Annotated in this window: 19 protein-coding genes and 6 pseudogenes; 18 read left to right on the plus strand and 7 right to left on the minus strand. The window is 58.7% G+C overall.

Features of this window, described 5'->3' with window-relative positions:
• The first annotated feature begins 31 nt into the window (after positions 1-31).
• From AB7M29_RS14450 to AB7M29_RS14460, 3 genes and pseudogenes are all read left to right on the plus strand, one after another.
• Positions 32-499 carry a hypothetical protein gene (locus tag AB7M29_RS14450; RefSeq protein ID WP_454247113.1) on the plus strand — a complete coding sequence of 156 codons (468 nt, stop codon included), beginning with the start codon at positions 32-34 and terminating at the stop codon, positions 497-499.
• Between the two features lie 59 nt (positions 500-558).
• A pseudogene (locus AB7M29_RS14455) lies at positions 559-771 on the plus strand (putative metallopeptidase); the annotation flags it as partial.
• 55 nt (positions 772-826) lie between these two features.
• Positions 827-1,300: pseudogene (locus tag AB7M29_RS14460) on the plus strand (LysR substrate-binding domain-containing protein); the annotation flags it as partial.
• 477 nt (positions 1,301-1,777) lie between these two features.
• Here the strand turns inward: AB7M29_RS14460 and AB7M29_RS14465 are convergent.
• Positions 1,778-2,007: pseudogene (locus AB7M29_RS14465) on the minus strand (site-specific integrase); the annotation flags it as partial.
• A 539-nt stretch (positions 2,008-2,546) separates the two neighbouring features.
• Here AB7M29_RS14465 and AB7M29_RS14470 point away from each other — a divergent pair.
• A complete protein-coding gene (locus AB7M29_RS14470) occupies positions 2,547-3,236 on the plus strand; it encodes an SGNH/GDSL hydrolase family protein (protein ID WP_217857758.1) in 690 nt (229 codons plus the stop codon).
• 12 nt (positions 3,237-3,248) lie between these two features.
• On the opposite strand, the pseudogene AB7M29_RS14475 reads toward AB7M29_RS14470, so the two are convergent.
• Positions 3,249-3,361: pseudogene (locus AB7M29_RS14475) on the minus strand (hypothetical protein); the annotation flags it as partial.
• Here AB7M29_RS14475 and AB7M29_RS14480 point away from each other — a divergent pair.
• From AB7M29_RS14480 to AB7M29_RS14495, 4 genes and pseudogenes are all read left to right on the plus strand, one after another.
• Positions 3,362-3,541: pseudogene (locus tag AB7M29_RS14480) on the plus strand (ABC transporter); the annotation flags it as partial.
• A 251-nt stretch (positions 3,542-3,792) separates the two neighbouring features.
• Positions 3,793-4,314 (plus strand): sigma-70 family RNA polymerase sigma factor, encoded by a 522-nt coding sequence (locus AB7M29_RS14485; protein WP_052965348.1) that lies wholly within the window; start codon positions 3,793-3,795, stop codon positions 4,312-4,314.
• Positions 4,311-5,267 carry a FecR domain-containing protein gene (locus AB7M29_RS14490; RefSeq protein ID WP_454247114.1) on the plus strand — a complete coding sequence of 319 codons (957 nt, stop codon included), beginning with the start codon at positions 4,311-4,313 and terminating at the stop codon, positions 5,265-5,267. Before AB7M29_RS14485 ends, AB7M29_RS14490 begins: the two co-directional genes overlap by 4 nt.
• Positions 5,268-5,375: 108 nt before the next feature.
• Positions 5,376-7,850, plus strand: coding sequence for a TonB-dependent siderophore receptor (locus tag AB7M29_RS14495; protein ID WP_454247115.1), 2,475 nt, complete (start codon positions 5,376-5,378; stop codon positions 7,848-7,850).
• Positions 7,851-7,999: 149 nt separating this feature from the next.
• On the opposite strand, the gene AB7M29_RS14500 is transcribed toward AB7M29_RS14495, so the two are convergent.
• The 4 genes and pseudogenes from AB7M29_RS14500 to pdxR all read right to left on the minus strand — a co-directional run bounded on the left by AB7M29_RS14500 (position 8,000) and on the right by pdxR (position 12,313).
• Positions 8,000-8,182, minus strand: a complete 183-nt coding sequence (locus AB7M29_RS14500) for a hypothetical protein (RefSeq protein ID WP_052965386.1) — start codon at positions 8,180-8,182, stop codon at positions 8,000-8,002.
• Positions 8,183-8,321: 139 nt separating this feature from the next.
• On the minus strand, positions 8,322-9,581 hold the full coding sequence (locus AB7M29_RS14505; protein WP_454247116.1) for an MFS transporter: 1,260 nt from the start codon (positions 9,579-9,581) through the stop codon (positions 8,322-8,324).
• A 51-nt stretch (positions 9,582-9,632) separates the two neighbouring features.
• The gene (locus AB7M29_RS14510; RefSeq protein ID WP_454247117.1) at positions 9,633-10,703 is read right to left on the minus strand and encodes a sugar phosphate isomerase/epimerase family protein; all 1,071 of its coding nucleotides are present in this window, start codon (positions 10,701-10,703) and stop codon (positions 9,633-9,635) included.
• 106 nt (positions 10,704-10,809) lie between these two features.
• Positions 10,810-12,313: pseudogene (gene pdxR, locus AB7M29_RS14515) on the minus strand (MocR-like pyridoxine biosynthesis transcription factor PdxR).
• A gap of 236 nt (positions 12,314-12,549) precedes the next feature.
• Between pdxR and AB7M29_RS14520 the strand changes: the two are divergent.
• The 7 genes from AB7M29_RS14520 (at position 12,550) to AB7M29_RS14550 (ending at position 18,946) form a co-directional block, all read left to right on the plus strand.
• Entirely contained in the window at positions 12,550-13,530 is a 981-nt protein-coding gene (locus tag AB7M29_RS14520; RefSeq protein WP_454247118.1) for a quinone oxidoreductase family protein, read from the plus strand.
• Positions 13,531-13,544: 14 nt separating this feature from the next.
• The gene (locus AB7M29_RS14525) at positions 13,545-14,393 is read left to right on the plus strand and encodes a TauD/TfdA dioxygenase family protein (protein ID WP_217857750.1); all 849 of its coding nucleotides are present in this window, start codon (positions 13,545-13,547) and stop codon (positions 14,391-14,393) included.
• Positions 14,394-14,480: 87 nt separating this feature from the next.
• A complete protein-coding gene (locus AB7M29_RS14530) occupies positions 14,481-15,533 on the plus strand; it encodes a BKACE family enzyme (protein ID WP_038980143.1) in 1,053 nt (350 codons plus the stop codon).
• A 92-nt stretch (positions 15,534-15,625) separates the two neighbouring features.
• Positions 15,626-16,957 (plus strand): MFS transporter, encoded by a 1,332-nt coding sequence (locus AB7M29_RS14535; protein WP_217857749.1) that lies wholly within the window; start codon positions 15,626-15,628, stop codon positions 16,955-16,957.
• Positions 16,954-17,616, plus strand: a complete 663-nt coding sequence (locus tag AB7M29_RS14540) for a DsbA family oxidoreductase (RefSeq protein WP_217857748.1) — start codon at positions 16,954-16,956, stop codon at positions 17,614-17,616. The genes AB7M29_RS14535 and AB7M29_RS14540 overlap by 4 nt, the downstream gene beginning before the upstream one ends.
• Positions 17,613-17,939 carry a Rieske (2Fe-2S) protein gene (locus AB7M29_RS14545; protein ID WP_217857747.1) on the plus strand — a complete coding sequence of 109 codons (327 nt, stop codon included), beginning with the start codon at positions 17,613-17,615 and terminating at the stop codon, positions 17,937-17,939. The genes AB7M29_RS14540 and AB7M29_RS14545 overlap by 4 nt, the downstream gene beginning before the upstream one ends.
• Positions 17,936-18,946 carry a YeiH family protein gene (locus AB7M29_RS14550; protein ID WP_217857746.1) on the plus strand — a complete coding sequence of 337 codons (1,011 nt, stop codon included), beginning with the start codon at positions 17,936-17,938 and terminating at the stop codon, positions 18,944-18,946. Before AB7M29_RS14545 ends, AB7M29_RS14550 begins: the two co-directional genes overlap by 4 nt.
• A gap of 140 nt (positions 18,947-19,086) precedes the next feature.
• On the opposite strand, the gene AB7M29_RS14555 is transcribed toward AB7M29_RS14550, so the two are convergent.
• Complete coding sequence (locus AB7M29_RS14555; RefSeq protein WP_454247119.1) at positions 19,087-20,139, minus strand: AraC family transcriptional regulator; 1,053 nt, start codon at positions 20,137-20,139, stop codon at positions 19,087-19,089.
• A 355-nt stretch (positions 20,140-20,494) separates the two neighbouring features.
• Here AB7M29_RS14555 and AB7M29_RS14560 point away from each other — a divergent pair, with 355 nt between their 5' ends.
• From AB7M29_RS14560 to AB7M29_RS14570, 3 genes are all read left to right on the plus strand, one after another.
• Positions 20,495-21,061 carry an RBBP9/YdeN family alpha/beta hydrolase gene (locus AB7M29_RS14560; RefSeq protein ID WP_454247120.1) on the plus strand — a complete coding sequence of 189 codons (567 nt, stop codon included), beginning with the start codon at positions 20,495-20,497 and terminating at the stop codon, positions 21,059-21,061.
• A gap of 127 nt (positions 21,062-21,188) precedes the next feature.
• A complete protein-coding gene (locus AB7M29_RS14565) occupies positions 21,189-23,201 on the plus strand; it encodes a DUF1302 domain-containing protein (RefSeq protein WP_454247121.1) in 2,013 nt (670 codons plus the stop codon).
• A gap of 41 nt (positions 23,202-23,242) precedes the next feature.
• Entirely contained in the window at positions 23,243-24,601 is a 1,359-nt protein-coding gene (locus tag AB7M29_RS14570; protein ID WP_217857742.1) for a DUF1329 domain-containing protein, read from the plus strand.
• The last annotated feature ends 129 nt before the right edge of the window (positions 24,602-24,730 follow it).

Here is a 24,730-nt window from a genome sequence, read left to right on the forward strand (position 1 = left end):
TACTGACTATCCAAATTGGATGGAGGTTGCTATGGAATTTTTGCCAGTAACACCGGAGCAAAGAGAGTTGGTAAGCACTCCTGTAATGGATGCAGAGCAAATTTCGGGGTATGCGGTAAGCCTAGTGGCGAGAATCCAAGAAATCTTCGACCACGTGAACTTAAAAGAACGCCTTGGGGTGTCAGCCACAACAGACAAAGACGGAGTCTCGGCCGACTTTGAAACGGTGTTTGGGCGCGTGCGGTCGGCACTGAGTTTCTTTACCAGCGAGGAGGGAATTCAAGGCCGCTATATTTTCGAAAAAGAAGTTAAGGGTCCTTTAGGGGAGCCTGCATGGCGAGTAGTTTGGGGGTTGCGCATAACGAAAGATGGCCTTGTTTTTCGAGGTGGTAAAGATGCTCCAATCAAAGCCAGGGTGTCTATGAGAGGCAGGGATGATATCGAAGCTTACGAGTTAGCTTTGTCGCTGCTACACATGATTGGCGCTGATCCAAAATAGTTGTTTCGTCATTAGAAACCCCGCCATGAGCGGGTTTTTTTTCTGCCCGAGATAAAGGTATGAATCGGCCATATCCACCGAAAGGCCTTGGCCTCTTCAATGAGGATGAGGACTACTCGATCAGCTTTGCCCCAGCGCCAGACGTCACTGACTGGCTGTTCTCCACGATCATCGATCCCGATGGCGAATTGCACAACGATGACCATGAGCATTTGATCGATGCCGATCTCGCTGTGTTGTGGGCAGCTGGTGGGTTCACTAAGCAGGGCCGGACAGTGGTTGGCCAGGCCGAACAAGTGATGTTTCGCTGTGGACCATGGCAGAAGGGAACCCTTGCATACGCTGCGTATCGTGCCGGTGATGATGGAAAACCTGCTGCTGGTGGGGCCCGCCAGCGCCAATCTGCGCCTGGATGCGCCGGTGTCATTCGAGTCTTTGGCCGAGCAGCAATTGGTGTTAAGCGCCCGCCACAGTCTTCGCGTGATTTTGGATAATTGTGCGCGTGAAGTCGGCATCAAGCTCAAAACCAGCGTTGAAGCTGACTCCTTCGGCGCGATGATTGACCTGGTTCGCAATGGCTTCGGTTTGACAGCTTTGCCACTGGCATCGATTTATACGCAGATTGAATCGGGAGTGCTCAGTGCTGCACCTTTGGTCGACCCTATTCCCATGCGTAAATTGGTCTAGGTATTTCCCGCAGACAGGCGAGTCAGCCTCGCCGCAAAATTTGTTGGAGATGCGTTCATCGAAATTGCCGCCGATCTAGTAGGTCGCAAAATCTGGGCAGGGCACATGCTTTGAACAGCATCAATCCTCGACCATGAACCTATGAAGGAAACCCCGTTGTCTTCCCACCGTACGCCGCTCGTGCTTATCCCCGGATTGCTTTGCGATGGCCGCCTTTGGGCACATCAAAAATCTGTCTTGGAAAACTCAACGCATATCTGCATCCCTGATGTCTCCCTTGACTCCAGCATTGCTCAGATGGCGGAACGGACTCTGTTTTGAGAAATCAAACTCCACTACCTGGAAAATGCGGCATCGTCTTGTTAGGGATGCTGCAAGTTTTGGTCTGGGGAGGTTCGTTCTTCCTTATGGCGTAATGGCCGATCCGATCATTGAAGAGACAGGCTGGGCTAGCCAGTGGGTTATGGCGCATTGTCTCTGAGCATTCTTGTTTCTGCGGTGTTGGTTCCGTTAATCCTTGCCGGTGAGCGCCGTGGTTGGCCACGGTTCGGATCAGCGTCCAAACATCGTGTTCGGAGACGCTGATCACTGCGCCCTGGCCTGGTTACGCGCCTTGCGGATGTCCGTCAGGGATTTGCGCGGCCAAGACCCGCAGGCGTACTCTTAGTTCTGCTCGCCCGCCGATAACGATAGAAAAAGCTGACCGACACACCGTTCTTGCGAACTGAGATTCGACCGGCCAGATTGCCATCCTCCTAGAGGATTCGGCTGGCATTATTGGCGGTCAGCGACTCGAGTTCTTTGATGGTAATTTTGGCCATGAAACGGACTCCCCCTACTTTTACCCCCACAAAAACGTCGGTTCTTGATGGACGTTACTGGACTCTCGTAGAGCAGAACACCGCTGGAGCTCAAGTAAATACTAGCTTGGAAAAATCCAGAGTAAAATTTTGGAAGCTATCAAGAAGTATGAAAAAGGAGATGGGGTGCTAGGGGTCGAGTGTTCGAATCACTCCGTCCCGACCATATTTTGTAAGGGGATCAAGCACTTAGCGGCTTGATCCCCTTTTTCGTTGCAGTTCTGCGCAAAACCCGCGCAAAACTACCCGAAGTTTTCGCTGATATTCAGGTCCGGAATCGCCTCGGACCAGACGATTTGCTCGGGGTTACTGCTGGTAATTTTTGGGCATGTCTTCGTTTGCATGTCCTGCAATTTTCTGCCCATCCTTTCCCGACAATGACCGAGACATCCTCGCCCGCACCTTACGGGGTGAGAACCAATGCCACCCGCCTAAATCTGTTGGACGCCTCAAGCTCACGGGTTCATCCTTGCCACCTGTGAAAAGATCGGGACAGTTGAATGAATGGTTTGTGGGCCAAGGCTCTGTTTGCTGGAATGTTACTTTCGTTAAGCGCGGCCAGCTTTGCTGGTCAGGAGAGCGATCTTTATTCAAACCTTGATGCTGGCAAGGCGCAGACCGTCGTAGCTTATGGTACGAGCTTGACGGCCTCCGGCGCTTGGGTGCAGCAGCTTGGGGATGATCTGAATCAGCGTTACCCTGGACGTGCCACGGTTATAAATAGTGGCAAGGATTCGATGTGGTCGGGATGGGGTGTTGAAAATCTCGAAAGTCGAGTTATCTCCAAAAGCCCGGATACGGTGTTTATCGAATTCGCGATCAACGACGCTTTCCTTCCCAACAAAACCACCGTCGTACAAGCGCGGAAAAACCTCGAGCTAATGATTGACCGGATCAAGGCTGCCAAGTCATCGACGGAGATCATTTTAATGGTGACGAATCCAGTGATTGGAGGCTCTGGAGTGCAGAGACCGAAGTTAAGGGATTACTTCCAGATGTACCGGGATGTCGCAAAAGCCAAGGGACTTCGTCTGATCGACAATTATCCAAAGTGGGAGGCGGTCTTGAAATCAAATCCCGACCTGTTTAATCAGTATGTTGCGGATGGATTGCACCCAAATGCTGATGGATATCGCGCAGTGGTGACCCCGTCATTGATTGAAAATTTGAGTGGCGTCTCGCCAAATTGACCTGAACATAGGGTTGTCGAAGTGGCGCAAGTCGGTACGCAGGATGCCGGGGCCGACCTGCCAATCGTATTTGAGGCCCAGAAAGTTCTGTTTGTAGAAGTCCGGTTGCCGTAGTAGTACTGCTGCGCGTAACCAACGCCGATCAGCCAAAAAGCTTCTTCAAAGACAAGCGCATCAGCTCCACCAAAGGCTCGACCTCCGAGCAGTCGATCCGAATTGCCGGGGCAACACCGGTGACGTTCCAAGACCCCGGTTCGGCTTACATGGCTTTGCAACAGAACAAAGTCGTGGGTGGCTGTGTGAATAACGCCTGTGATATCTCCGATCGCTGTCTGGATGCCAGACGGCTACCGAGTCACCCATTCTCTTTAATAAGTGGCATCAAGAAGTAGGGAGCAGCGCTCAATCAATGACGGCGAAACCTGCTCCGAACTCCGGCATCTCGCCCTCGCACCTTCCGGTGACGCGGGGCTTGTTGGCCAATGTGGCTATTGCAAATCACCCTTCGTACGCATGACAATGCGAGTCATTATCACTCGCGAATTATTCCGTCGTCATGTCCGCCAACGATTTATCCCTGCGTAGCGCCGTCAATGATCTGTATTGCGACCATCACGGTTGGCTCAATGGCTGGCTACGCAAGCGTCTGGGCAATGCTTTCGATGCGGCAGACCTGGCGCAGGACACCTTTGTTCGGGTAATCAAGGCGCGAAACGCGCTAGAGATTCGCGAGCCGCGACCTTACCTGTCGATGATCGCCAAGGGCTTGCTGATCGATCTGTTTCGCCGACGCTCATTGGAACAGTCCTACCTGGAAGCCTTGGCCGCTATGCCCGAATGGCAGCAGCCTTCGTTGGAGGAACAGGCGATCCTGTTGCAAGCCCTGATGGAAATCGACCGCCTGTTGCAAGGATTGGGGGCGAAGGTCAAGCAGACGTTCATCCTGTCTCAGTTCGACGGTCTGACCTATCCGCAGATTGCCGAGCGCTTGAATATCAGCGCCCGCACGGTCAACAACTACATGGCCAAGGCCATGGAGCATTGCTGTCTGATGCAGATTCAGTTGCAGCTGGCGTGAGCCTTTCGCCCGCTGAGTTGAAGGCGATTGGCGTCGCTGCTCAGTGGTACGCCCGACTTCGGTCTGGTGTCACCACCGATTCGGATCTGGCAGCCTGGAACGACTGGCTGGTCTCCGATCCTGCTCATCGCCAAGCCTGGCAACGCATGGTGGACGTAGGCGAGCAGATGGCGAGCGTGCCGGGCTCCCTGGCTTCGCCAGCGTTGCGCGGCGCTGATCGATCCCGGCGTCAGGTGTTGCGCAGTGTGTTGGTGCTCGCGTCAGCCAGTTCGCTGGGCTGGTTGGGTTGGCGCAGTGAAACGTCCCAGAACCTGGTTGCCGATTTTCGCACCGCCGTGGGTGAGCGCCGTGAATTTCGGTTGGCCGATGGCAGCTTGTTGCTGCTCAACACCGACACGTCAGTCAACCTTCGTTTCGACGGTCGTCAACGTGTACTCGAACTGTTATGGGGCGAGATACTTGTGACGACTGCTGTCGATCCCTTGCAGCGGCCGTTCAAGGTGCTCACCCATCATGGAGAAGTGCTGGCGCTCGGGACGCGTTTTATCGTCCGGTCCCATGAGCAGGGCGGTGGGGTGGCGGTGATCGAGAAGGCCGTAGAGGTCCGTTCGGCTGGCGGTGGCTCGACGGTGCGTGTGGAGGCCGGCCAGTCCCTGGACTTCGATGGCCACTCATTGGGGGTTGTACGGCGCAACGATGCTTCGGTCGGTGCGTGGCAACAGGGAAGCATCATTGCCATTAATCGTCCCTTGGCCGAGTTGCTGGCCGACCTTTCGCGCTATCGCACAGGCGTGTTGCGCTGCGATCCGCGTATCGCCCAACTGAAGGTGTCAGGCGCGTTCCCCATTAATAATACCGACCTGGCGCTGGCTGCGCTGGAGAGTGGGTTTTCGCTACGGATCACCCGATACAGTCGCTACTGGGTCAATGTTTCAGGCGGTGATGTGCATTAGCGTGCGCCGCGCAAAAAAAAATGTTTTAGGGCTTTTGCACTTTTCATACGCATCGTTCGGCTCATCCCTCAGTGAGTTTTTATTGATGGTCTTTGGGGGAGGGTAAGCATGTATCGGGTGTACGCGCCAGGTCGTCTGGCGATTGTAGTGAAGGTCGGGTTGCTCGCGGCAACGTCGATTTGCGTATGGCCGGTCGCCGCGATCGCGGCACCGACGCAACAGTACAATCAGCTTCAATCCTTCGACATCGCCGGGGGCAGCCTGACTGAAGTCCTCAGCCATTTCGCCAGCGCGGCGGGTGCCGCCATTTCCTTTGATGCGCGGCAGACCGACGGGTTGAAATCCCCCGGGCTCAAAGGTGCTTTCGGGGTCGGCGAAGGGTTTGCACGGATTCTGGGTGGCAGCGGTCTGCAAGCTGAACCACAGGCCAACGGTACTTACGTTTTGCGCCCGGTACCGGCTGCCGGGTCGGCGCTGGAACTGGGCGCCACCAACATCAACGGGCAGATGTTGGGCGCAACGACCGAGAACAGCGGTTCATACACCACCGGCGCGGTGACTATCGGCAAGGGCGAACATTCCCTCAAGGAAACGCCGCAATCGGTCACGGTGATGACCCGCAAGATGCTGGATGACCAGAACCTCAACACCATCGATCAGGTCATGGAAAAGACCCCGGGCATTACCGTCTACGATTCGACCATGGGCGGCAAATATTTTTATTCGCGCGGTTTCCGGATGTCGGGCCAGTATCAGTACGACGGTGTACCGCTGGACATGGGCAACCTCTATGTTCAGGCCGACAGTTTCAGCGGTGACATGGCGTATTACGACCGGGTCGAAATTCTTCGCGGCGCAGCGGGAATGATGAAAGGTTCAGGTGGCACTGCCGGCGGCGTGAACTTCGTGCGCAAACGCGGCCAGACGGCCCCGCACACCGACATCACGCTGTCCGGTGGCAGCTGGGACAACTATCGCGGACAGGTCGACACCGGTGGCCCGCTGAACGACGCCGGCACAGTACGCGGACGGGCCGTCGTTGCCGAGCAGAGCCGGCATTACTTTGTAGACGACGCCAGTCGCAAGGATCAGGTGTATTACGGCGCGCTCGATGTTGATCTGAACCCTGACACGACGCTGGGGCTGGGCATTGCCTATGAAGACGTGGACGCCAATCCATGCTGGGGTGGCCTGCCGCGTTACAGGGATAGCAGCGATTTGAAGCTCAGTCGTTCGACGTGCCTCGATCCTTCCTGGAACACCTGGCGCAGCCAGCGCACCACGGTGTTCAGTGATCTGAAACACCAGATTAACGAAGACTGGACCTTGAAGGTCGCCAGTGTTTACACAAAAAACACTCAGGACATCAAATACGCGTTCGCCTCCGGCGCCGTGACTCCCGGCACCAACACCACCGGTGTGCTGGGCAGTATGTACGATTACGATCAGGTCGATTACGGCCTCGATGCCTACGTGGATGGCAAGTTCGATGCGTTCGGTCAGCAACATGAATTGGTCGTGGGCTTCAACGCCAGCCGTTCGAAAAAGGACGACTTCTACTCGGTGGCGTTTCTGCCGCAGCGCCAGAATGTGTTCAACCCCGACAAGCATATACCGGAGCCGGATGACAGTTACTTTATCGACAACTCATCTCGCGGTGGGCCGGTCAATTCAGTGACTAAACAGAAGGGCATTTACTCGACACTGCGTTTGAAACTGGCTGATCCGCTGACAGTTGTCGTCGGTAGTCGAGTGAGCTGGTACAACTCCGATACCGACTCCGACTTCATCAACACTGGCACCTCGGAACACTCCAGCACTACAGAGACCGGGCAGGTTACGCCGTTTGCCGCTGTGCTGTTGGACCTGAACGAGAACCTGACGGCCTACGCCAGCTATTCGGATATCTTTAGACCGCAAGGCAATTCCCGCTCAGAAGACGGTTCGGCGCTTAAGCCACTCGTGGGCCAGAGCTATGAGCTGGGGATCAAGGGCGCCTGGTTCGACGGTCGACTGAACAGCTCCTTCAACCTGTTCCGTACGATCCAGAAAGATCAGGCGCAGACTGACTACAACTCGTCCTGCCCGTCATCCGATGGTTACTGCTACGTCAATGCCGGCAAAGTTCGCGCTCAGGGGTTCGAGGCCGAGATCAGCGGGGAAGTCATTGAACGCCTGCAAGTACTGGCAGGTTACACCTATACCCAGACCAAAACCCTCGACGACATCGACACCAGCCTGAACGGAGCAGCGTTCAATAGTTATGTGCCTCGGCATGTATTGCGTATGTGGGGCGATTACGCGCTGAGTGGGTCACTTGAGCGGTTCACGATCGGCGCTGGCGTTAACGCGCAAAGCGATAACTTCCGGGTTTCACCCTCCAGTGGTGAGAAAATCAGCCAGTCGGGCTATGCGATCTGGAACGGCCGCATCGGCTATCGCATCGACGACACCTGGTCGGTTGCGCTCAACGGCAACAACCTGTTCGACAAGCGCTACTACGCCACCATCGGTACCGAGACCTTCGGTAACTACTACGGTGATCCACGTAACTTTATGTTGTCGGTCAAAGCGAGTTTCTAACGCAGACAGAGATAAAAACGCCACTCAGGTGAACGAAATGCCCGGATCGCAAGACGCGGGCATTTTTGTTATGCACTGCATCCCAGATGAAAATCGCTTCGCTCTCAATAGGCGAACAATGTGCCGCAGCCAAGTGCGGCACGGGCGGATCAAGAGGTTGAGTATTCGAGATACAGCCTTTCGAGAGCCTCTTGGTACTTATCTCCCGTTAATGTTTTTTTCAGCACGGCCAAGGCTTCGAGCGCTGAAGCCGCAGCCATCGCCTCGTTTTCTCCCCGGTATGCGGCGCGCAACCTTGCTGCTGCGATTATCGATTCTTCAGTCGTTGGCATGTTATTGCCCTCGAAGGATTGAACCTCACTGATAGTCGCAACCCTCAACGATTTCAAGTCCAGGGTGAGAGTGTGAACCGACCGCCTCCATCGAAAGGCCTTGGCCTGTTCAATGAAGGCGACGATTACCCGATCAGCTTTACGCCGCGCTAACCGCACCCATTGCCATGGATTTATTCCGAACAGTCCTATACAGCAGGCTGGACACCATGAATCCAAGAACGGCCAACAGGCTCATCAAGCTGAAGACGTAGTTGTAGCCTTGTTGACCCGGGAAATGGTCGAGGATTGCGCCGTAGATGACGTAAGCGAACATGCCCGGTGCGTAGCCGATCAGGCAGCCGATACCGAAGGCTGAACCGGTGATGTGCGAAGGGATGCCGACTTCACCCATGGGTGCCCAGAACACGCCGCGCATGGAAAATACAATCAGCGCGAACGAGAGCGTGGCTGCCATGCCCGCATAGATAAAACTCGGGCTTTTCGGGATCAGCAGGATGACGCCCATCAGCGGCAGCAAGGCCAGGAATGCCCACTTCAAATAGCGGCTGGTGCTCTTGAACTGCTTGTCGGCAATGAAACCACCGGCGGGGCCACCGAGGATCTTGAGGAAGTACTGATTGATGATGCCGTAGGCGCCCACCAATGCCACGGGCAGCCCGTACATTTCCTTGAGATAGGGAATGAAATAGGTCAGGCCACAGTAGACGATATAGACCATGAACACGTTGAGACTGACCAGCCAGATACCCGGCACCTTGATGGCCTCGAGCAGGTTCGACATACCGTTCTTCGGCTTGGCAATCGTCTGCGCGCTGCCGCCCTTGAGCAGGAACCAGGTCAGGGTTCCGGCAAGAATGTCGATGACCGAGTAGAAGAGGATTGCCGATTTCAGACCGGTTTCACCGGAGCCCATGGCGACGAAAACGCCCAGTGCAGAAAAGGCGACCAAGGTATCAATGACGCCACGCCCACCTTCCAACAGTCCAAACAACCGACCCTGTTCCTGATCGTCACCCAGATTGCGGATGGCTTTGAGCAGCGAGGGCCAGAAGATGCAATCGGCGCAGACGGCCAGCAGGCTGAACACGATCAGCAGATTGCTGAACGGCGGAAAGGTCGCCAGATACAGCCCCAGGCCTCCGGTACCGATGAGGCCGATGGGGATCAGTCTTCGCGTGTCGTAGCGGTCGGCGAGCATGCCGCCGACGACAAACAGGGCGGTGGCGATGATGGCGTTGGCGCTCAGCAGCATGCCGATTTCAGTGTGGCTCAAGCCCATGAATTCTTGCATGGGGATGTAGAAGGCGTCCTTGAGGTTCGCCAGCTTGTAGATGGTGCCGCCACCGAGGATGAGAATCAGGAATCTGAGCCATTTGGCCTTGTCACGAGTTGTCATTATTGTTCTCCAGGCGTGTTCGGGTAAGCAGTGCTGGTTGTCGTGTCAGGTTCAGGGATTAGCGGGGTTGGCCAGGGTCAACTCGGCCAGGGTTCGGAACTCGGCCAGCAGGCCTCGTACATAGGCGACCTGGTTGTTCGCCCAACGGTGTTCGTCGGCGAGCATTCGTTCGAGCGAGTAGCCGTCCGGGAGTGGCGTGTCACTCATTTCCCGGTACGCAATGAACGGATCGGCAGCCTCAGAGGTCTGGCGGAACGCCGGGGCGACGTAGTGGTTTTCCTGCTCAAGAATGAACGCGATCACCTGCGGGGTTGAGTCGCCGAGCATCAACAGTTCGAACAGCATGCGAGCGCTTGGCAGGTCGTCATCGTCGCTGCCCTGCAGCACGCCGTAATGGCCGAAGCCGTTGTGCTCGGGGACGATGCGCACACCCTTGAGGTGGGTCTGGCGTATGTGCGGCGCCAGGGTCCGCAGCGCCGGCAGGGGCTGTTCGCAGGCGTTGATCATGTTGCCGAAGTCGAACAAGGCATGCAGCCGTGGGTGGTTTAGCCGGCTCAGCAGTTGCGCGATTTCGGCGCTCTTGAGTTCCTCATGCTGCTCGAAGTCGAAGAACAGGTTGTGCTCATCGGCCTGCTGCGCGAGGTAGTGCAGGTCTGACTCGATCACGTCCATGACCCGGGACAGCGTCCCCTCGTAACGTGAGTAAACGCGGATGTTGCGAACCCCAAGCGCTTTGGCAATGGCGATCACCTGATCGACATCTTTTTTCAGCGTGCTGCTGATTTCCAGGTGCACATCCAGTCCGAGCGCATTGGCCTTGTCGGCAAACACCTGTAGCTGTGCGGGTGTCATTTGGCTCAGGCTGTTTTCTTCGCCGTCGAGCAAATGCAGGCTCAGACCCTGCAGCTCGTGGCGATAGGCGAAGTCCAGCAGGTCGGCAGGTGTGACACGGCCATGGGTGAGGTTGGTCAGCAAGGGATAGGCATGCGCAAACAAGCGCATCTGCCCAAGGCGGTCGAGCAGTTGGCGGGCCAATGCTTCTGTCAGTAGGGGAGGTGTTCCTGCCTCGGCAGCCTTGTGGCTGAGCAAGGCATTGAATCGCTCTTGGATCTTATTGTTCATTCGAGTCGTTCCTGGTCAGACGCCGGGTCTGCCGGCGCAGCCTTTATCGCGCCAGTCAGGAACTCTCGATAGATCCATTATCAGTTAAATCATAAGACCACTTACCTCAAGTGGCCTGCAGGTACCCCATTTTGCTCAAGGCCCGGGCCAGCGCTTCGACGCGCTCCTGCGCCTGGCCCTCAGGCGTCCCGGCGAAACCGATGAGCAGGGCAGGTGGCAGGACGTGCTCAAGGCAGTAGTCGCTCAGGGCATAGGTGTGGATGTTGTGCCGGGCCAATTCCCTGGCGATCACGTCGTCATCAAGCGTGGGTGGCAGCCAGGCGATCAGGTGCATGCCGGCTTCCACCGGGGTAATGTTGAAGAAGCCGCCCAGCTGTTGCTGAAGCTGCTCGAGGAGTGCTTGCTGGCGAGCCTGGTACAGCGCCCGCATGCGGCGAATATGGCCGAGGAAGTGGCCTTCGCGCATGAAATCCGCCGTCGTCGCCTGGAGAAGCGTGGGCGGGCTGCGATCCATCACCGCGCGCAGGGTACAGAAGGGTTCGATCAGGGCTTGCGGCAATATCACATAGCCCAGTCTTAGCGAGGGGAAGAGGACTTTGCTGAAGGTGCCGACGTAGATCACTCGAGCCATCTGGTCCATGGCGTAGAGCGCGGGGAGGAGGCGGCCGCTGTAGCGAAACTCACTGTCGCAATCGTCCTCGATGATCCAGCTCTGATAGTGCGCGGCCCAGTCGATGAGTGCCTGGCGCCGCGCATAACTCATGGTCACGCCCAAGGGATGCTGGCGAGATGGTGTGGTGAACACCAGGCGGGCGTCAGGGCACTCGGTCAGGCCTTGCTGAATATCTATTCCCTTGTTCATCGATCCGCAACGGGACCACCTGAGCCCCTTGGGCCTGCAACGCAATGCGCGCCGCGATGTGTCCCGGGTCTTCCATCCACACGCTGTCCTGCGGATTGAGCAACAGCATGCCCAACAGGTTGAAGGCTTGCTGGGCCCCTGAAACGATCACCACCTGCTCGGCGCTACAGTCGATGCCACGGGCATCAAAGACGTACTCGGCAATCGCCGTGCGCAAGGCCTGTAACCCTTGCAGTTCGCCATAGCCAAGCATGGCCTTGGTCGGCTTGAGCAGGTGGCGGTTCATCAAGCGCCGCCACACCGCGAGCGGGAACGCGTCGTAGGTACTGTGGCTGGGCAAGAATGAGGTGGGGGTCGCGGGGTCCCAATCGGTATAGGAAACCCCGCGAAAGTGACTGCTGCGCAGCGACAGCATGGACTGGCTCAGGTCGGACAGGCGCGGTGGCTGGCGCTGCTCTTCGTCGGCAATCCCTCGGCTCTCCCACTCATCGCCGACATAGGTACCCGCTCCAGTGCGCGAGGCCAGGAAACCTTCGGCAATCAGCTGATCGAATGCATTGAGAATGGTGATCCGCGACAGCGCCAATTCTTTGCTCAGGGTCCGCGTCGACGGCAGGCGCACGCCCCCTTGCATTTTTCCGCTGAGAATCTGTTTGCGAATCTGCAAATAGAGTTGGCGGTACAGGGGGATGGCGCTGGCACGGTCCAGCTCAATAGCCGACAGCAGCAAACCTGCAGGGGATTTCATCACATGCTCGTCTGGAGGGGAGGTGGTTTGACCTGGAACACCATCATACCGAGGTGCGCAGGGTATCGAGAGGCACTGGATAAGTCATCCATAGCAGACGTTGATGCAACGCACACTGTCATGAAATGAAAAGCCATTGTCGTCTGATGAGAAGCGACTCGCCAGACGGCGTCCTACAGTCCAATCAGCGCAATTCGACGCAGCACGCCCAACTTGAGACTGGAGAATAAGAAAAAATGGCCAAAGCCGTACGCTTCTACGAAACCGGTGGTCCCGAAGTCCTTCGTTATGAAGAGGTCGACGTCGGCGATCCCGGTCCAGGCCAGGTTCGTCTTCGTCATGTGGCGGTGGGCCTGAACTATGCCGACACCTACTTTCGCAATGGCACTTACCCGATTCCGATGCCCAACGGCATGGGGGTTGAAGCGTCCGGCGTGGTCCAGGCCATCGGCGCAGGGGTGACCAACGTACAAGTCGGCGATCGCGTCACCTACACCGGTTTTCTCAATACCCTGGGTGCCTACAGCACCGAGCGTCTGATTCCGGCCGCGCCGCTGATCAAGCTGCCGGAAACCATCAGTTTCGAGACCGCTGCGGCCATGACCATGCGCGGCTTGACGTCCTCGTACCTGATGCGGCGCATTTACGATTTCAAGGCCGGCGACAGCATTCTGCTGCATGCCGCCGCGGGTGGCGTGGGCCTGATCGTTTCGCAGTGGGCCAAGCTGCTTGGCTTGAACGTCATTGGCACCGTGTCCACCGAGGCCAAGGGTGAAATTGCCCGGGCCCATGGCTGCGAGCATGTCATCAATTACAGCCATGAAGACGTCGCCCAACGCGTTCGCGAGCTGACGGACGGCGTGGGGGTCAACGTGGTGTTCGACAGTGTCGGCAAGAACACTTTCATGGGCTCGCTGGACTCGCTCAAGCGTCGCGGTTTGATGGTGTGTGTCGGCACGGCATCCGGCCCGATCCCGGCCTTCGATCCGGTATTGCTGGCGATGAAAGGCTCGCTGTTCATGACCCGGCCGGCCCTGGCCGATTACATCACCGACCCGGCGGAAAAAGCCGTGTTGGCGGGCGAGTTGTTCGACCATGTCGGCAGCGGTCGGATCAAGATCGAGATCAACCAGCACTATGCTTTGCAGGATGCCGTGCAGGCCCATCGCGACCTGGAATCACGCAAAACCACGGGCTCATCGATTTTCGTCATTTAAGGGAGTTGTCTGCCATGAAAGTCGAACAATTGACCTGCAGCATTGGCGCGGAGCTGGTGGGCGTCAACCTCGCCGACGCGGTGCATGACGACGGTCTTTTTGCCGAGATTCGTGCTCAGTTGCTCAAGCACCGGGTGCTGTTCCTGCGTGATCAGGACATCACTCGCGCCGAGCATGTGGCATTTGCCCGGCGCTTTGGCAAACTGGAGGATCATCCGGTGGCCGGCAGTGATCCGGATCATCCAGGGCTGGTGCGCATCTACAAGCGGCCGGACCAGCCGATGGACCGCTACGAAAACGCCTGGCACACCGACGCTACCTGGCGCGAGGCGCCGCCGATGGGCTGCGTGCTGCGCTGCGTGGAGTGTCCACCGGTGGGCGGCGACACCATGTGGGCCAACATGGTCGAGGCCTATGCGCGCTTGCCGGAAGACGTGAAGGTGAAGATCGCCGACCTGCGCGCGCGCCACAGCATCGAAGCGAGTTTCGGTGCCGCCATGCCGATCGAGAAGCGTCTGGCGCTCAAGGCGATGTACCCGGATGCCGAGCACCCGGTGGTGCGAACCCACCCGGAAACCGGGGAGAAGGTGCTGTTCGTCAACGCCTTCACGACGCACTTGAGCAATTACCACACCCCCGAGCGGGTGCGCTTCGGCCAGGACGCCAATCCGGGCGCAAGTGAGCTGCTGCGCTACCTGATCAGCCAGGCCTACATCCCCGAGTATCAGGTGCGCTGGCGCTGGAAACCCAACAGCATCGCCATCTGGGACAACCGCAGTACCCAGCACTACGCCGTCATGGATTACCCGCCGTGCCATCGCAAGATGGAGCGCGCCGGCATCATCGGCGACAAGACTTACTGATCGACCGCCGCTGCATTCGCTCTCGTAGACACGCCTGCCCGGCACGATCCCGGGTGGGCGGAACAATCATAAGAATAGGAGTAACTCATGCAATTCTTCGACGATTCCCTGCACCCGGAAAACATGGAAAAGGTGGTGATCACCGTGGCCCCGTATGGCCCCGAGTGGATGCCGGAAGACTTTCCTGAAGACATCCCGCTGACCATGGACGAGCAGGTGCAGAAGGCGGTTGATTGTTATGAGGCGGGTGCAACGGTATTGCACCTGCACGTGCGTGAATTGGACGGCAAGGGTTCCAAGCGTCTGTCCAAGTTCAACGAGTTGATCGCCGGTGTGCGTGAAGCCGTGCCGGACATGATCATCCAGGTCGGTGGTTCGATTTCCTTCGCGCCGGAAAGCGATGGCGAAGCTGCCAAGTGGCTGTCTGACGATACTCGTCACATGCTGGCCGAGCTGACGCCAAAACCGGATCAGGTCACGGTGGCCATCAACACCACCCAGATGAACATCATGGAGCTGCTGTATCCGGAATACCTGGAAGGCACGTCCCTGGCCAATCCTGCCTATCAGGCGGCCTACAGCGAAATGACCGTACCGGCCGGCCCGGCCTGGGTCGCGGAGCACCTCAAGCGTCTGATGGACAACGGCATCCAGCCGCACTTCCAGCTGACCGGCATGCATGCCATGGAAACCCTTGAGCGCCTGGTGCGCAAGGGCGTCTACAAGGGCCCGTTGAACCTGACCTGGATCGGTATCGGCGGTGGTTTCGATGGCCCCAATCCGTTCAACTTCTTCAACTTCATCCACCGCGCGCCAGACGGTTGCACCCTGACCTCCGAGTCGCTGCTCAAGAACGTCATGCCGTTCAACACCATGTCGATGGCCATGGGTATGCACCCGCGTGTGGGCAATGAAGACACTATCATTGATCACAAGGGCGATCGTTTCGGCTCAGTTGCGCAGATCAAGCAGACCGTGCGCATCGCCCATGAACTGGGTCGCGAAATCGCCACGGGTAAAGAAGCCCGCGAGATCTACCGCATCGGCGTGCAGTACCAAAGCATCGAAGAAACCCTGTTGGCCAATGGCATGGCCCCCAACCGCAAGGCCGGGCAGAAAGGTGTGCCGCAACGCGGCTGATCGGCAGACGACGCGGGAGGTCAATGGCTTTCCGCTCGCTGCATTGCAACACGCTTGATAACAACAATAAAACGAAGCTTTGAGGAGGCTGCATGGCCTTTCACCCAATCGCCGCAGACGATGATGACTGCAGTGGCGTCGGCGTTGCGCGCAAGTATGCCTGGATCGTCTTTGCACTGACGTTCGGCTTGTTGATTTCCGATTACATGTCGCGTCAGGTGCTGAACGCGGTGTTCCCGATGCTCAAGGGCGAATGGGCCTTGAGCGACGGTCAGCTCGGCCTGCTCAGTGGCATTGTCGCCCTGATGGTGGGGCTGCTGACATTTCCCCTGTCATTGCTGGCGGATCGCTTCGGCCGGGTCAAGAGCTTGGCGCTGATGGCTTTGCTGTGGAGCCTGGCAACGCTGGGCTGCGCATTGGCGCAGGACTATCAGCAGATGTTCATTGCACGGTTCATGGTCGGCGTTGGCGAAGCGGCGTACGGCAGCGTCGGTATCGCGGTGGTGATTTCGGTGTTTCCCAAACACATGCGTGCAACCCTGGCCAGTGCCTTCATGGCGGGTGGCATGTTCGGTTCGGTATTAGGGATGGCGCTGGGCGGTGCAATCGCCGCCAAGCTTGGCTGGCGCTGGTCGTTCGCCGGCATGTCGCTGTTCGGCCTGCTGCTGGCGGTGCTTTACCCGATCATCGTCAAGGAAGCACGCATTGCGCCGCAACGTGCCGCTCAGGCAGCGAACAAAACGGCTGCCGCGGTCAAGCGTCCGTTGCGTACGCTGTTTTCCAGCCGCTCGGTGATCGCTGCCTACATCGGCAGTGGCCTGCAACTGTTCGTCGGCGGCACCGTCATTGTGTGGATGCCCAGTTACCTCAATCGTTATTACGACATGGCCACGGACAAGGCGGGGGGAGTCGCGGCGATCATCGTTCTGTGCAGCGGTGCCGGGATGATCCTGTGCGGCATGCTCAGCGATCGACTGTGTCGCCATTCGCCGGAGCGCAAAGTCGCTTTGGCCATCGCCTATTGTCTGGGCAGTTGTCTGCTGTTGTCGGCGGCGTTCGCGCTGCCGGCAGGGCCTGTGCAATTGGTGCTGATCTGCCTGGGCATGTTGATTGCCGCCGGCACGACCGGCCCTTGCGGCGCCATGGTTGCCAACCTGACCCATTACTCGGTCCATGGCACGGCCTTCGCCACGCTGACCCTGGCCAACAACATGCTGGGGCTGGCGCCTGGGCCGTTCATCACCGGCAAGGTGTCCGACCTCATCGGCTTGCATGCAGCTTTTCAAATGGTGCCGCTGGTCAGCATCGCGGCAGCGGCCGTGTTCTTTTATGCCAAGTGTCATTACCACAAAGATATTGCCCGCCTTCAAGGACAGAGCCTTCCTGACCCCGTCAGCGAAGCCGGGTTAGAGGTGAAGTTGTGAGTCGTCGTTTACGTATTGATGTGTTTTTCGATTTCATCTGCCCCTGGTGCCTGATCGGCAAACGCCAATTGGAGCATGCGCAGGTACAGTTTCGCAGTCGCCAACCGGATGTGCAGGTCACCACGGTGTGGCATGGCGTGCAGTTGCTGCCGCAGTTGCCGGTAGAAGGTGAACCTTTCGCCGATTTCTATCGCAAGCGTCTGGGCAATGCCGACGCTGTGGCCATGCGGCAGGCCCAGGTGCAGCAGGCCGCGAAGGCAGTGGGGGTGTCCATCGACTTCAGTCGCATAGCCACCATGCCCAATACCGCAGACGCCCATCGGCTGTTGGAGCGTGTCAGCGTACTGGGCAATCCTGCCCGGCGTGACGCCTTGTTCGAGCGTCTGTTCGCCGCTTATTTCCAGAAGGGCGAAGACCTCGGTTGCCGTGAGACCTTGCTTGCCATTGTCCGGTCCTGCGGCATTGAGGCAGAAGCTGTGGCCGACTGCCTGAAGGGCGACGCCAGTCCCTATGACGGATTCCCCGGCGGCGCCAGCGGCGTGCCGAGCTTTCAGTTCGACCGTCGGATGACGATGGTGGGCGCGCAGTCTGCCGAAGCGCTACTCGGGGCCATGAGCGAAGCCCTGAAAGAAAGTGCTCGTGAGCGGCAACCGATATGAGTCTTCGTGTCCCTGTACCTGCCGGAAAACTCCCGCAGGCGGGTGGTCGTGCACTGTTCGAATTCGATGGCAAAAGCCTGGCGTTATTCAACGTCGAAGGTGACCTGTTCGCCATCGACGACAGTTGCCCGCACCAGGGCGCCTCGCTGTGTGGCGGGCGCCTTGAGGGGCGGGTGATTCAGTGCTGCGCCCATGGCCTGCGCTTCGATCTGCGCAGCGGTTATTTGCTCAATTCAACCCAGCTCAAAGTCGCCAACTACCCGGTCGAGATCATCGACGGCCAGGCATTTATCGTCATCGTTCCCGAGGAGTCCGTGCCATGAGCGCTATCGCTCTCACCCGTATCCATAGCCGAACGCGCGAACTGGCGCCGGGTTTTGTCGTCAGTCTGATCGTGGCGGCGGCCGCGTCCTTTTTGTCCGAGCATTACGGCGCGCCGGTGATGCTGTTTGCCTTGCTGTTGGGCATGGCACTGAACTTTCTGGCCGGTGACGGCGCCTGCAAGGCTGGCATCGAGTTCACCGCACGCACCGTGTTGCGCATTGGTGTGGCGTTGCTGGGCATGCGCATCACGCTCGAACAGATTGCCGCGCTGGGCTGGAAGCCTGTGGCGCTGGTGGTGATTGTGGTGGCGGTGACGATCGGCGTCTCGGTGATCGCGGCAAAGGCGCTGGGATTCCAGCGTTTGTTCGGCATGCTCACCGGTGGGGCCACTGCGATTTGTGGTGCGTCGGCGGCGTTGGCGCTGGCGGCGGCATTGCCGAACCATCCGCAGAAAGAACGCGCGACGTTATTCACGGTGATCGGGGTGTCGGCGCTGTCGACCCTGGCGATGATCGTGTACCCGATGATTGCCAACTGGCTGTCGTTGTCGCCACAAGTGGCGGGCGTGTTCCTCGGCGCCACCATCCACGATGTCGCCCAGGTGGTCGGTGCCGGTTACAGCATGTCGACCGAGACCGGCGATACGGCCACGGTGATCAAGCTGATGCGGGTTGCCATGCTGCTGCCGGTGATCGTCTGCGCCGCCATGATTACCCGCATGCAGGGCGCTGACCCGGCCGGCAAACGACCGCCGCTGCTGCCATGGTTCGCCGTCGGGTTTCTGATTCTGGCTTGTATCAACAGCACCGGTTGGATAGCTCCGGTGGTGCAGGGATCGGTCAATGAATTGTCGCGCTGGTGCCTGGTGGTTTCCATCAGCGCCCTGGGCATGAAAACCCAGCTCAAGGAGCTGGCGGCGGTGGGCATCAAACCGATCCTGCTGATGGTGGGGGAGACGGTGTTCCTTGTCGTGCTGGTGCTGCTGTTGCTGCGCTGGGGAATGTAGGTACACAAAACAGTGGCGAGGGAGCAAGCTCCCTCGCCACAGGATTCCTCGGCCGGTGTCACAGACACCGGTTCTTTTGCGGCGACTGTACCAGCAGTCGCCGCTTTTTTTTTGCATGCCCTGCGTCTGTTGCGTCCGGTTCAGGGTTCGCTGGAGCCGGGTAGGGTGGTCAGGTCCGGCGGAGCTTTGAGGGTGTGCTTTTGCGCGCTGCGCCATGCGGCGGGCGGCATGCCGAACTGGGTGATGAACCAGCGTGTGAAGGAACTCGCCATCGAATAGCCGAGCATGTCGGCAATGCGCCCTAACGAGTAGTTCGGGTTTTCCAGGTAGCGCAACACCAGGTCGCGGCGCACGTCGTTGATCAGGTCGTTGAAGGCGCAGCCGTCGTCTTTCAGGCGACGTTGCAGGGTGCGTACGTTCATGCCCTGGGTCTGGGCGATCTGCTCGATGGTGGCGCGTCCCATCGGCAGCAGCAGGTAGATGGCTTTGCGCACCTCGAACAGCATCGAGGGACCTTCGTGACTCAGCAGCGAGTCGAGGTAGCTCTGGGCATAGCGCGCCATGGCTGGGTCGGCATTGGGGTTGGTCACGTCGAGGCTGGCGTCGGAGCAGACAATGCCGTTGAACTCACTGCCGAATTCCAGCTTGCAACCGAACAGGCGACGATGCAGTTGCAGGTTGTCGGGAGGCTGGTGCGTGAAGTTGACGCTGTAGGGATGCCAGTGGGTGCCGAGCAGGGCGGCGCACAGGCGGAACATCACCCCGATGGCCAGTTCATTGGCTTGCCGGCAAGGCATCGGCGATTCAGTAACCACCTCTTCGCGAATGATCACCATCTTGCCGGCCTCTTCAATGAAAAGGGCCAGCGAGTCGTTCATCAGATGCCGGTAATGCACCAACACTTGCAACGCATCTCGCAGCGTTCGCTGGTGGCTGAGTAACAAGCTGACCACACCGAAGTCCGAGAGCTGACGCGACTCGGCCATGCTCAGGCCGAAGCTCTGGCAGCCACTGGCGGCGGCCGAATCTTCCAGCAGGCGTACGGCGGCATCAATGGGAATACGGTGTTCAGGCGCTTGTAGCAGGGCTTTGCTCAGGCCGACGCCGGCCAGCACATCACGCGAATTGAACCCCAGGTACTGGGTGACCTCCAGGTAGTTGGTCAAGACGGCGGCGCGAACAAGCTTGGGCATGCGAAGGTCTTTCCTGGGCCGGTTGCGATTCAGATGAGCGTGGCGACTATATCCAGCACATCAGCAATTGAACAGTTGTGACGTTGTCGAGGGCGCTCGCCCGATTCTGTCCAGAAGCAGCTGCGTTGTCGTCGAGCAATCGACGCTCACCCATTGATTACAGTGACCCACAGCGAAGCTGGGGGGATTTTCGACCAGTGGTCGGGGCACGCCAACTTGTGGAAATTTGTCATGAAAAGAAAAGTGCCTGACGTCCAATGAAAAGCACCTCGGGTGGGCGCTCTTTAATGTCAGTCCTACAAAAAGCCCCTGGCGATAGAGCCAGTCGAGTCATCGAGAAAGCGAAGGTGTTGAAGTGGACAAACTGCAAACTGCCGCAACCGTTCTGATCGTACCGGGCCTGCGCGAGCACGTTGCCGAGCATTGGCAAACGCTGCTTGAGGCAAGGCTCTGCAAAGTGCGCAGTGTGCCGCCGCTGGAAACCGACAAGCTCGATTGCGCCAAGCGGGTCGAAGCGATCCAGCACGCGCTGGAGCAGATCGACGGGCCGGTGATTCTGGTTGCTCACAGCGCCGGTGTGCTGATGGTCGCGCACTGGGCTGCGCAGCACAGTCGGCCGATCAAGGGCGCGCTGCTGGCCACCCCTCCGGATCTCGATGCTCATTGGCCACAAGGCTACCCGTCCGCTGAAACCCTGCGTACCCAGGGTTGGAATCCTCTACCAAAAGGGCCACTGCCGTTCCGCAGTCTGGTGGCCGCCAGTACCAACGACCACCTCGCCAGCTTCGATGCCGCCACTCACCTGGCTGAAGGCTGGGGCAGCGAACTGCTCAACCTGGGCGACGTGGGCCACCTCAATCCAGCTGCAGGGTTTGGCCACTGGCCGCAAGCCGAAGCACTCATCCTGGCGCTGGATCGCTAGTTCAGGCGCCGGTTGGCCCCAGCCATCCGGCATTTGCCCTCACTCCTGAAAAACGCAAATCCCTGGAACAAGGGTTGCGCGAGGGCGGCTGCGCTTAAAACAAATACAAAAAGGCGGAGACAACGCAATGCACAACAATAAGAGTCACGGGTTCGCACCCTCGCGTTACACCTTGTTGGCCTCGGCCATTCTGGCCGCCGCCGTGCCGGTCGCGCAGGCGGTCGAACTCGACACAGGTAACCCGGACTGGACCGTGCGTTTTGATAACACCGTGAAGTACAACTACGGCGTACGCACCGAAAGCGCCGACAAGCGCATGTTGGCGACACCGAACAACAACGATGGCGACTACAACTTCCGCAAGGCCGGAACCAACATCACCAACCGTGTTGACCTGTTGACCGAAATGGATGTGGTCTACCAGAACCACATGGGCTTTCGCGTCAGTGCCGCCAGTTGGTACGACAAGGCCTACGAGAACACCGGTTCCAATTCCAACCCGTTCGTCAACGGCAATGACGCACGGTCGGGTCTGGTCGCCAACGATCCGCGCCTGGCCGGGGTCACCGGCGACAATGTCGGCAATGGCAGCCCGCATCTGAGCAACTACGCCCAGCGTTACTACACCGGTCCATCCGGCGAAATTCTCGATGCCTTCGTGTTCTACAGCACCGAAGTGGGCGAGGAGTCGCTGTTGAGCGTCAAGGCCGGTCAGCACAACGTGTTCTGGGGTGAAACCATCCTCAGCCCGGTGCACTCGATCAGCTACGGCCAGTCCGGCCTCGACCTGGCCAAACTGGCCGCCTCGCCGGGTACCGAAGCCAAGGAGCTGTTCGTTCCGCGTAACCAGTTGTCGATGTCATTCACGGTCAATCCCGAGTTGACCGTGGGCGCTCAGTATTTCCTGGATTGGGATGCCGCCCGCCTGCCTGAAGCCGGTACTTACTACGGCGGTTCCGATCTGGTCGGCTTCGGTGCGCAGTCGTTCCTGTTGGGCAACACCAATGGCGTGGTGCCGGGCAGTCCATTGGGTTGTGGTCTGGCGCCCTGCAACGGGCTGACCAATGTGCGTCGCGGTCACGACCTGACGCCGGACAAGCGCGGAGACTGGGGCGTGATGGCCAAGTGGTCGCCGGCCTGGCTGGATGGCACCCTCGGCGTTTACTACCGCGAAACCTCGGAGATCCTGCCGCAAGCCTGGTTGAATGCCACCGGCCTGACCTCGGCCAATCCCAATGGCACCCCGCCTGCCGGCATGGTGCCCGCTGTGGTCAACACCCTCAACTCGCTGAGCACCAGCACCTATCAGCTGGCCTATGCCGACAACATCAAGATCGTCGGCCTGAGTTTGTCCAAGGATGTGGGCGGTATCAGCGTCGGTTCAGACCTGAACATTCGCCACAACATGCCGCTGGCCAGTATTCCCGCCGTTGTCAGCTCGACAGGGCCGCGGGGTTTGGGCGCAGGCCTGGGGCTGTTGCCGGCCCGCACGGCGGCCACCGGTGTGATCTACGACACCCCGCAAAAGGGCGACAGCATGAGTGCCACCGGTGACACGTTGCACTGGACGCTCAACGGCCTGATGACCTTCCCGAAAACACCGGTGTTCGATTCGGCCAGCCTGCTCGCCGAGTTGTACTACAGCAACTTGCTCAAGCTCGATAGCAAGAACGAGGCGCTCTACAAGGGCAATGACACCTATCGCGGCATCGACCAGCCGACCCGGGACAACTGGGGCATCGCGGTCAACTTCACGCCGACCTGGTACCAGGTATTTCCCGGCGTCGACCTCAACGCGCCGATGTCCATCAACGTCGGCCTTGACGGCGTCTCACCGGTGTCTGGTGGCGGTGCCAAAGACACCGGCAACTATGCCGTGGGCGTGGGTGCCGTTGTGTACAACAAATACTTCGTAGACCTGAAGTACGTGGACTCCTTCGGCAAGACCGACAAGTGCGACACCAGTGGTTTGAGCACCGGTGCCGCCAATGCCGGCAGCGGCGACGGCTCCACCCCCAATGCCTTTAGCGGCAATGAAAACTACGCGTGCTACGGCGGTGGCTACTCGGCCTTCTCCGGTGGTGGGGCCACGACTGAGGACCGTGGCGCCGTTTACCTGACGATGAAAACCACTTTTTGATTCACCACTGATTTGCTCAATGCAAGCAGGAGAATAACAAGATGAAATTCGCAAAAACCGTGTTGGCCGCTTCGCTGGCCATGGTCCTTGCCGCCCAGGCACAGGCCGCTGTTTCAACTCAGGACGCTGCCAAGTTGGGCAGCAGCTTGACCCTGGTGGGCGCCGAAAAGGCCGGGAACGCTGATGGTTCCATCCCAGCCTACAACGGTGGCCTGACCACGCCGCCGGCCAGTTTCAAATCCGGTGACAGCATGCGTCCGGATCCCTTCGTCAACGAAAAACCGTTGCTGGTGATCGATGGCAAAAACGTCGATCAGTACAAGGGCTTGCTCAGTGCAACCACGGCGGAACTGGCCAAGCGTTTCCCAAGCTTCCACGTCAATGTCTACCCGACTCACCGTACCGTCTCGTTGCCCAAGGCTGTGCTGGACAATGGCGTGAAAAACGCCACCGACGCCAAGTCTCTGGAAGGCGGATTGGCCATCGATAACGTACTGCCCGGTGTGCCGTTCCCGATTCCGCAGTCGGGCAACGAGGCGATGTGGAACTTCCTGTTGCGTTACCAGGGGGTCAACATCAACTCCAAGTACGACTCCTGGAACGTCGATTCCGCTGGCGTGCCGACCCTGGCGACCACCGGGCAGGCGTTCATTTCCTATCCGATCTACGAGAACCTGGCGCAGCCGATCAGCAGCGCCGACGTGTACTACCAGATGAAGCTGTCCTATACCGGGCCTGCGCGCCGGGCCGGTGAAGCGGTGATGCTCAAGGACGCCGCCAACCCGCTGCAGCAACCGCGCCGCGCCTGGCAATACCTGCCTGGCCAGCGCCGGGTCAAGCTGGCACCGAACCTGGCTTACGACACGCCTAACCCAGGCACCGCCGGTGCCGGCACCTACGACGATGTTTTCGTGTTCAACGGTGCACTGGACCGCTACGACTGGAAGCTGGTGGGCAAGCAGGAAATGATCGTGCCCTACAATACTTACAAACTGACCTACGCCCAGGATCCCAAGTCGCTGACCACCGCCAATCACCTGGCACCGGATTATGTGCGTTGGGAAAAGCACCGGGTCTGGGTGGTGGAGGGCAACCTCAAGGCCGGTGCCCGGCACATCTATCAGAAGCGTCGCTTCTACCTCGATGAAGACAGCTGGACCGCTCTGGCCTCTGACCAATACGACGCCCGTGGTCAGCTGTACCGTGGCTCGTTCGCGTTCCTCAGCCAGAGCTACGACAAGCAGATCCCGGACTCCACGCCCTTCATGATCTACGACCTGGTGGGTGGCTCCTACAACATCAACGGTGTGGTCGGGCCTTACGGCGGCATCAAGTACATCGATCCGCTCTCCAAGGCGCAGTGGTCGCCAGAGTCCCTGGCCGGTAGCGGGATTCGCTAAGCAAACCGTGACAAAGCGTCCGTTCGGTCTGCTGCCTGCAAGGCAGGGGACCGCACGACGGTCGGCGCATGCCGATTGTTGCGGGCGCCAGGTTGGAACGTCAGGCACACGGACGTGTGTCCCGGCGCG

This window comes from Pseudomonas sp. F-14 TE3623 (genome assembly GCF_053629015.1).

What these genes read in the sequence shown, in the direction of transcription:
- AB7M29_RS14450 (WP_454247113.1), top strand. Translation starts at nt 32, where the DNA reads ATGGAATTTTTGCCAGTAACACCGGAGCAAAGAGAGTTGGTAAGCACT.
- AB7M29_RS14470 (WP_217857758.1), top strand. Translation starts at nt 2,547, where the DNA reads ATGAATGGTTTGTGGGCCAAGGCTCTGTTTGCTGGAATGTTACTTTCG.
- AB7M29_RS14485 (WP_052965348.1), top strand. Translation starts at nt 3,793, where the DNA reads ATGTCCGCCAACGATTTATCCCTGCGTAGCGCCGTCAATGATCTGTAT.
- AB7M29_RS14495 (WP_454247115.1), top strand. Translation starts at nt 5,376, where the DNA reads ATGTATCGGGTGTACGCGCCAGGTCGTCTGGCGATTGTAGTGAAGGTC.
- AB7M29_RS14500 (WP_052965386.1), bottom strand. Translation starts at nt 8,182, where the DNA reads ATGCCAACGACTGAAGAATCGATAATCGCAGCAGCAAGGTTGCGCGCC.
- AB7M29_RS14505 (WP_454247116.1), bottom strand. Translation starts at nt 9,581, where the DNA reads ATGACAACTCGTGACAAGGCCAAATGGCTCAGATTCCTGATTCTCATC.
- AB7M29_RS14510 (WP_454247117.1), bottom strand. Translation starts at nt 10,703, where the DNA reads ATGAACAATAAGATCCAAGAGCGATTCAATGCCTTGCTCAGCCACAAG.
- AB7M29_RS14520 (WP_454247118.1), top strand. Translation starts at nt 12,550, where the DNA reads ATGGCCAAAGCCGTACGCTTCTACGAAACCGGTGGTCCCGAAGTCCTT.
- AB7M29_RS14525 (WP_217857750.1), top strand. Translation starts at nt 13,545, where the DNA reads ATGAAAGTCGAACAATTGACCTGCAGCATTGGCGCGGAGCTGGTGGGC.
- AB7M29_RS14530 (WP_038980143.1), top strand. Translation starts at nt 14,481, where the DNA reads ATGCAATTCTTCGACGATTCCCTGCACCCGGAAAACATGGAAAAGGTG.
- AB7M29_RS14535 (WP_217857749.1), top strand. Translation starts at nt 15,626, where the DNA reads ATGGCCTTTCACCCAATCGCCGCAGACGATGATGACTGCAGTGGCGTC.
- AB7M29_RS14545 (WP_217857747.1), top strand. Translation starts at nt 17,613, where the DNA reads ATGAGTCTTCGTGTCCCTGTACCTGCCGGAAAACTCCCGCAGGCGGGT.
- AB7M29_RS14550 (WP_217857746.1), top strand. Translation starts at nt 17,936, where the DNA reads ATGAGCGCTATCGCTCTCACCCGTATCCATAGCCGAACGCGCGAACTG.
- AB7M29_RS14555 (WP_454247119.1), bottom strand. Translation starts at nt 20,139, where the DNA reads ATGCCCAAGCTTGTTCGCGCCGCCGTCTTGACCAACTACCTGGAGGTC.
- AB7M29_RS14565 (WP_454247121.1), top strand. Translation starts at nt 21,189, where the DNA reads ATGCACAACAATAAGAGTCACGGGTTCGCACCCTCGCGTTACACCTTG.
- AB7M29_RS14570 (WP_217857742.1), top strand. Translation starts at nt 23,243, where the DNA reads ATGAAATTCGCAAAAACCGTGTTGGCCGCTTCGCTGGCCATGGTCCTT.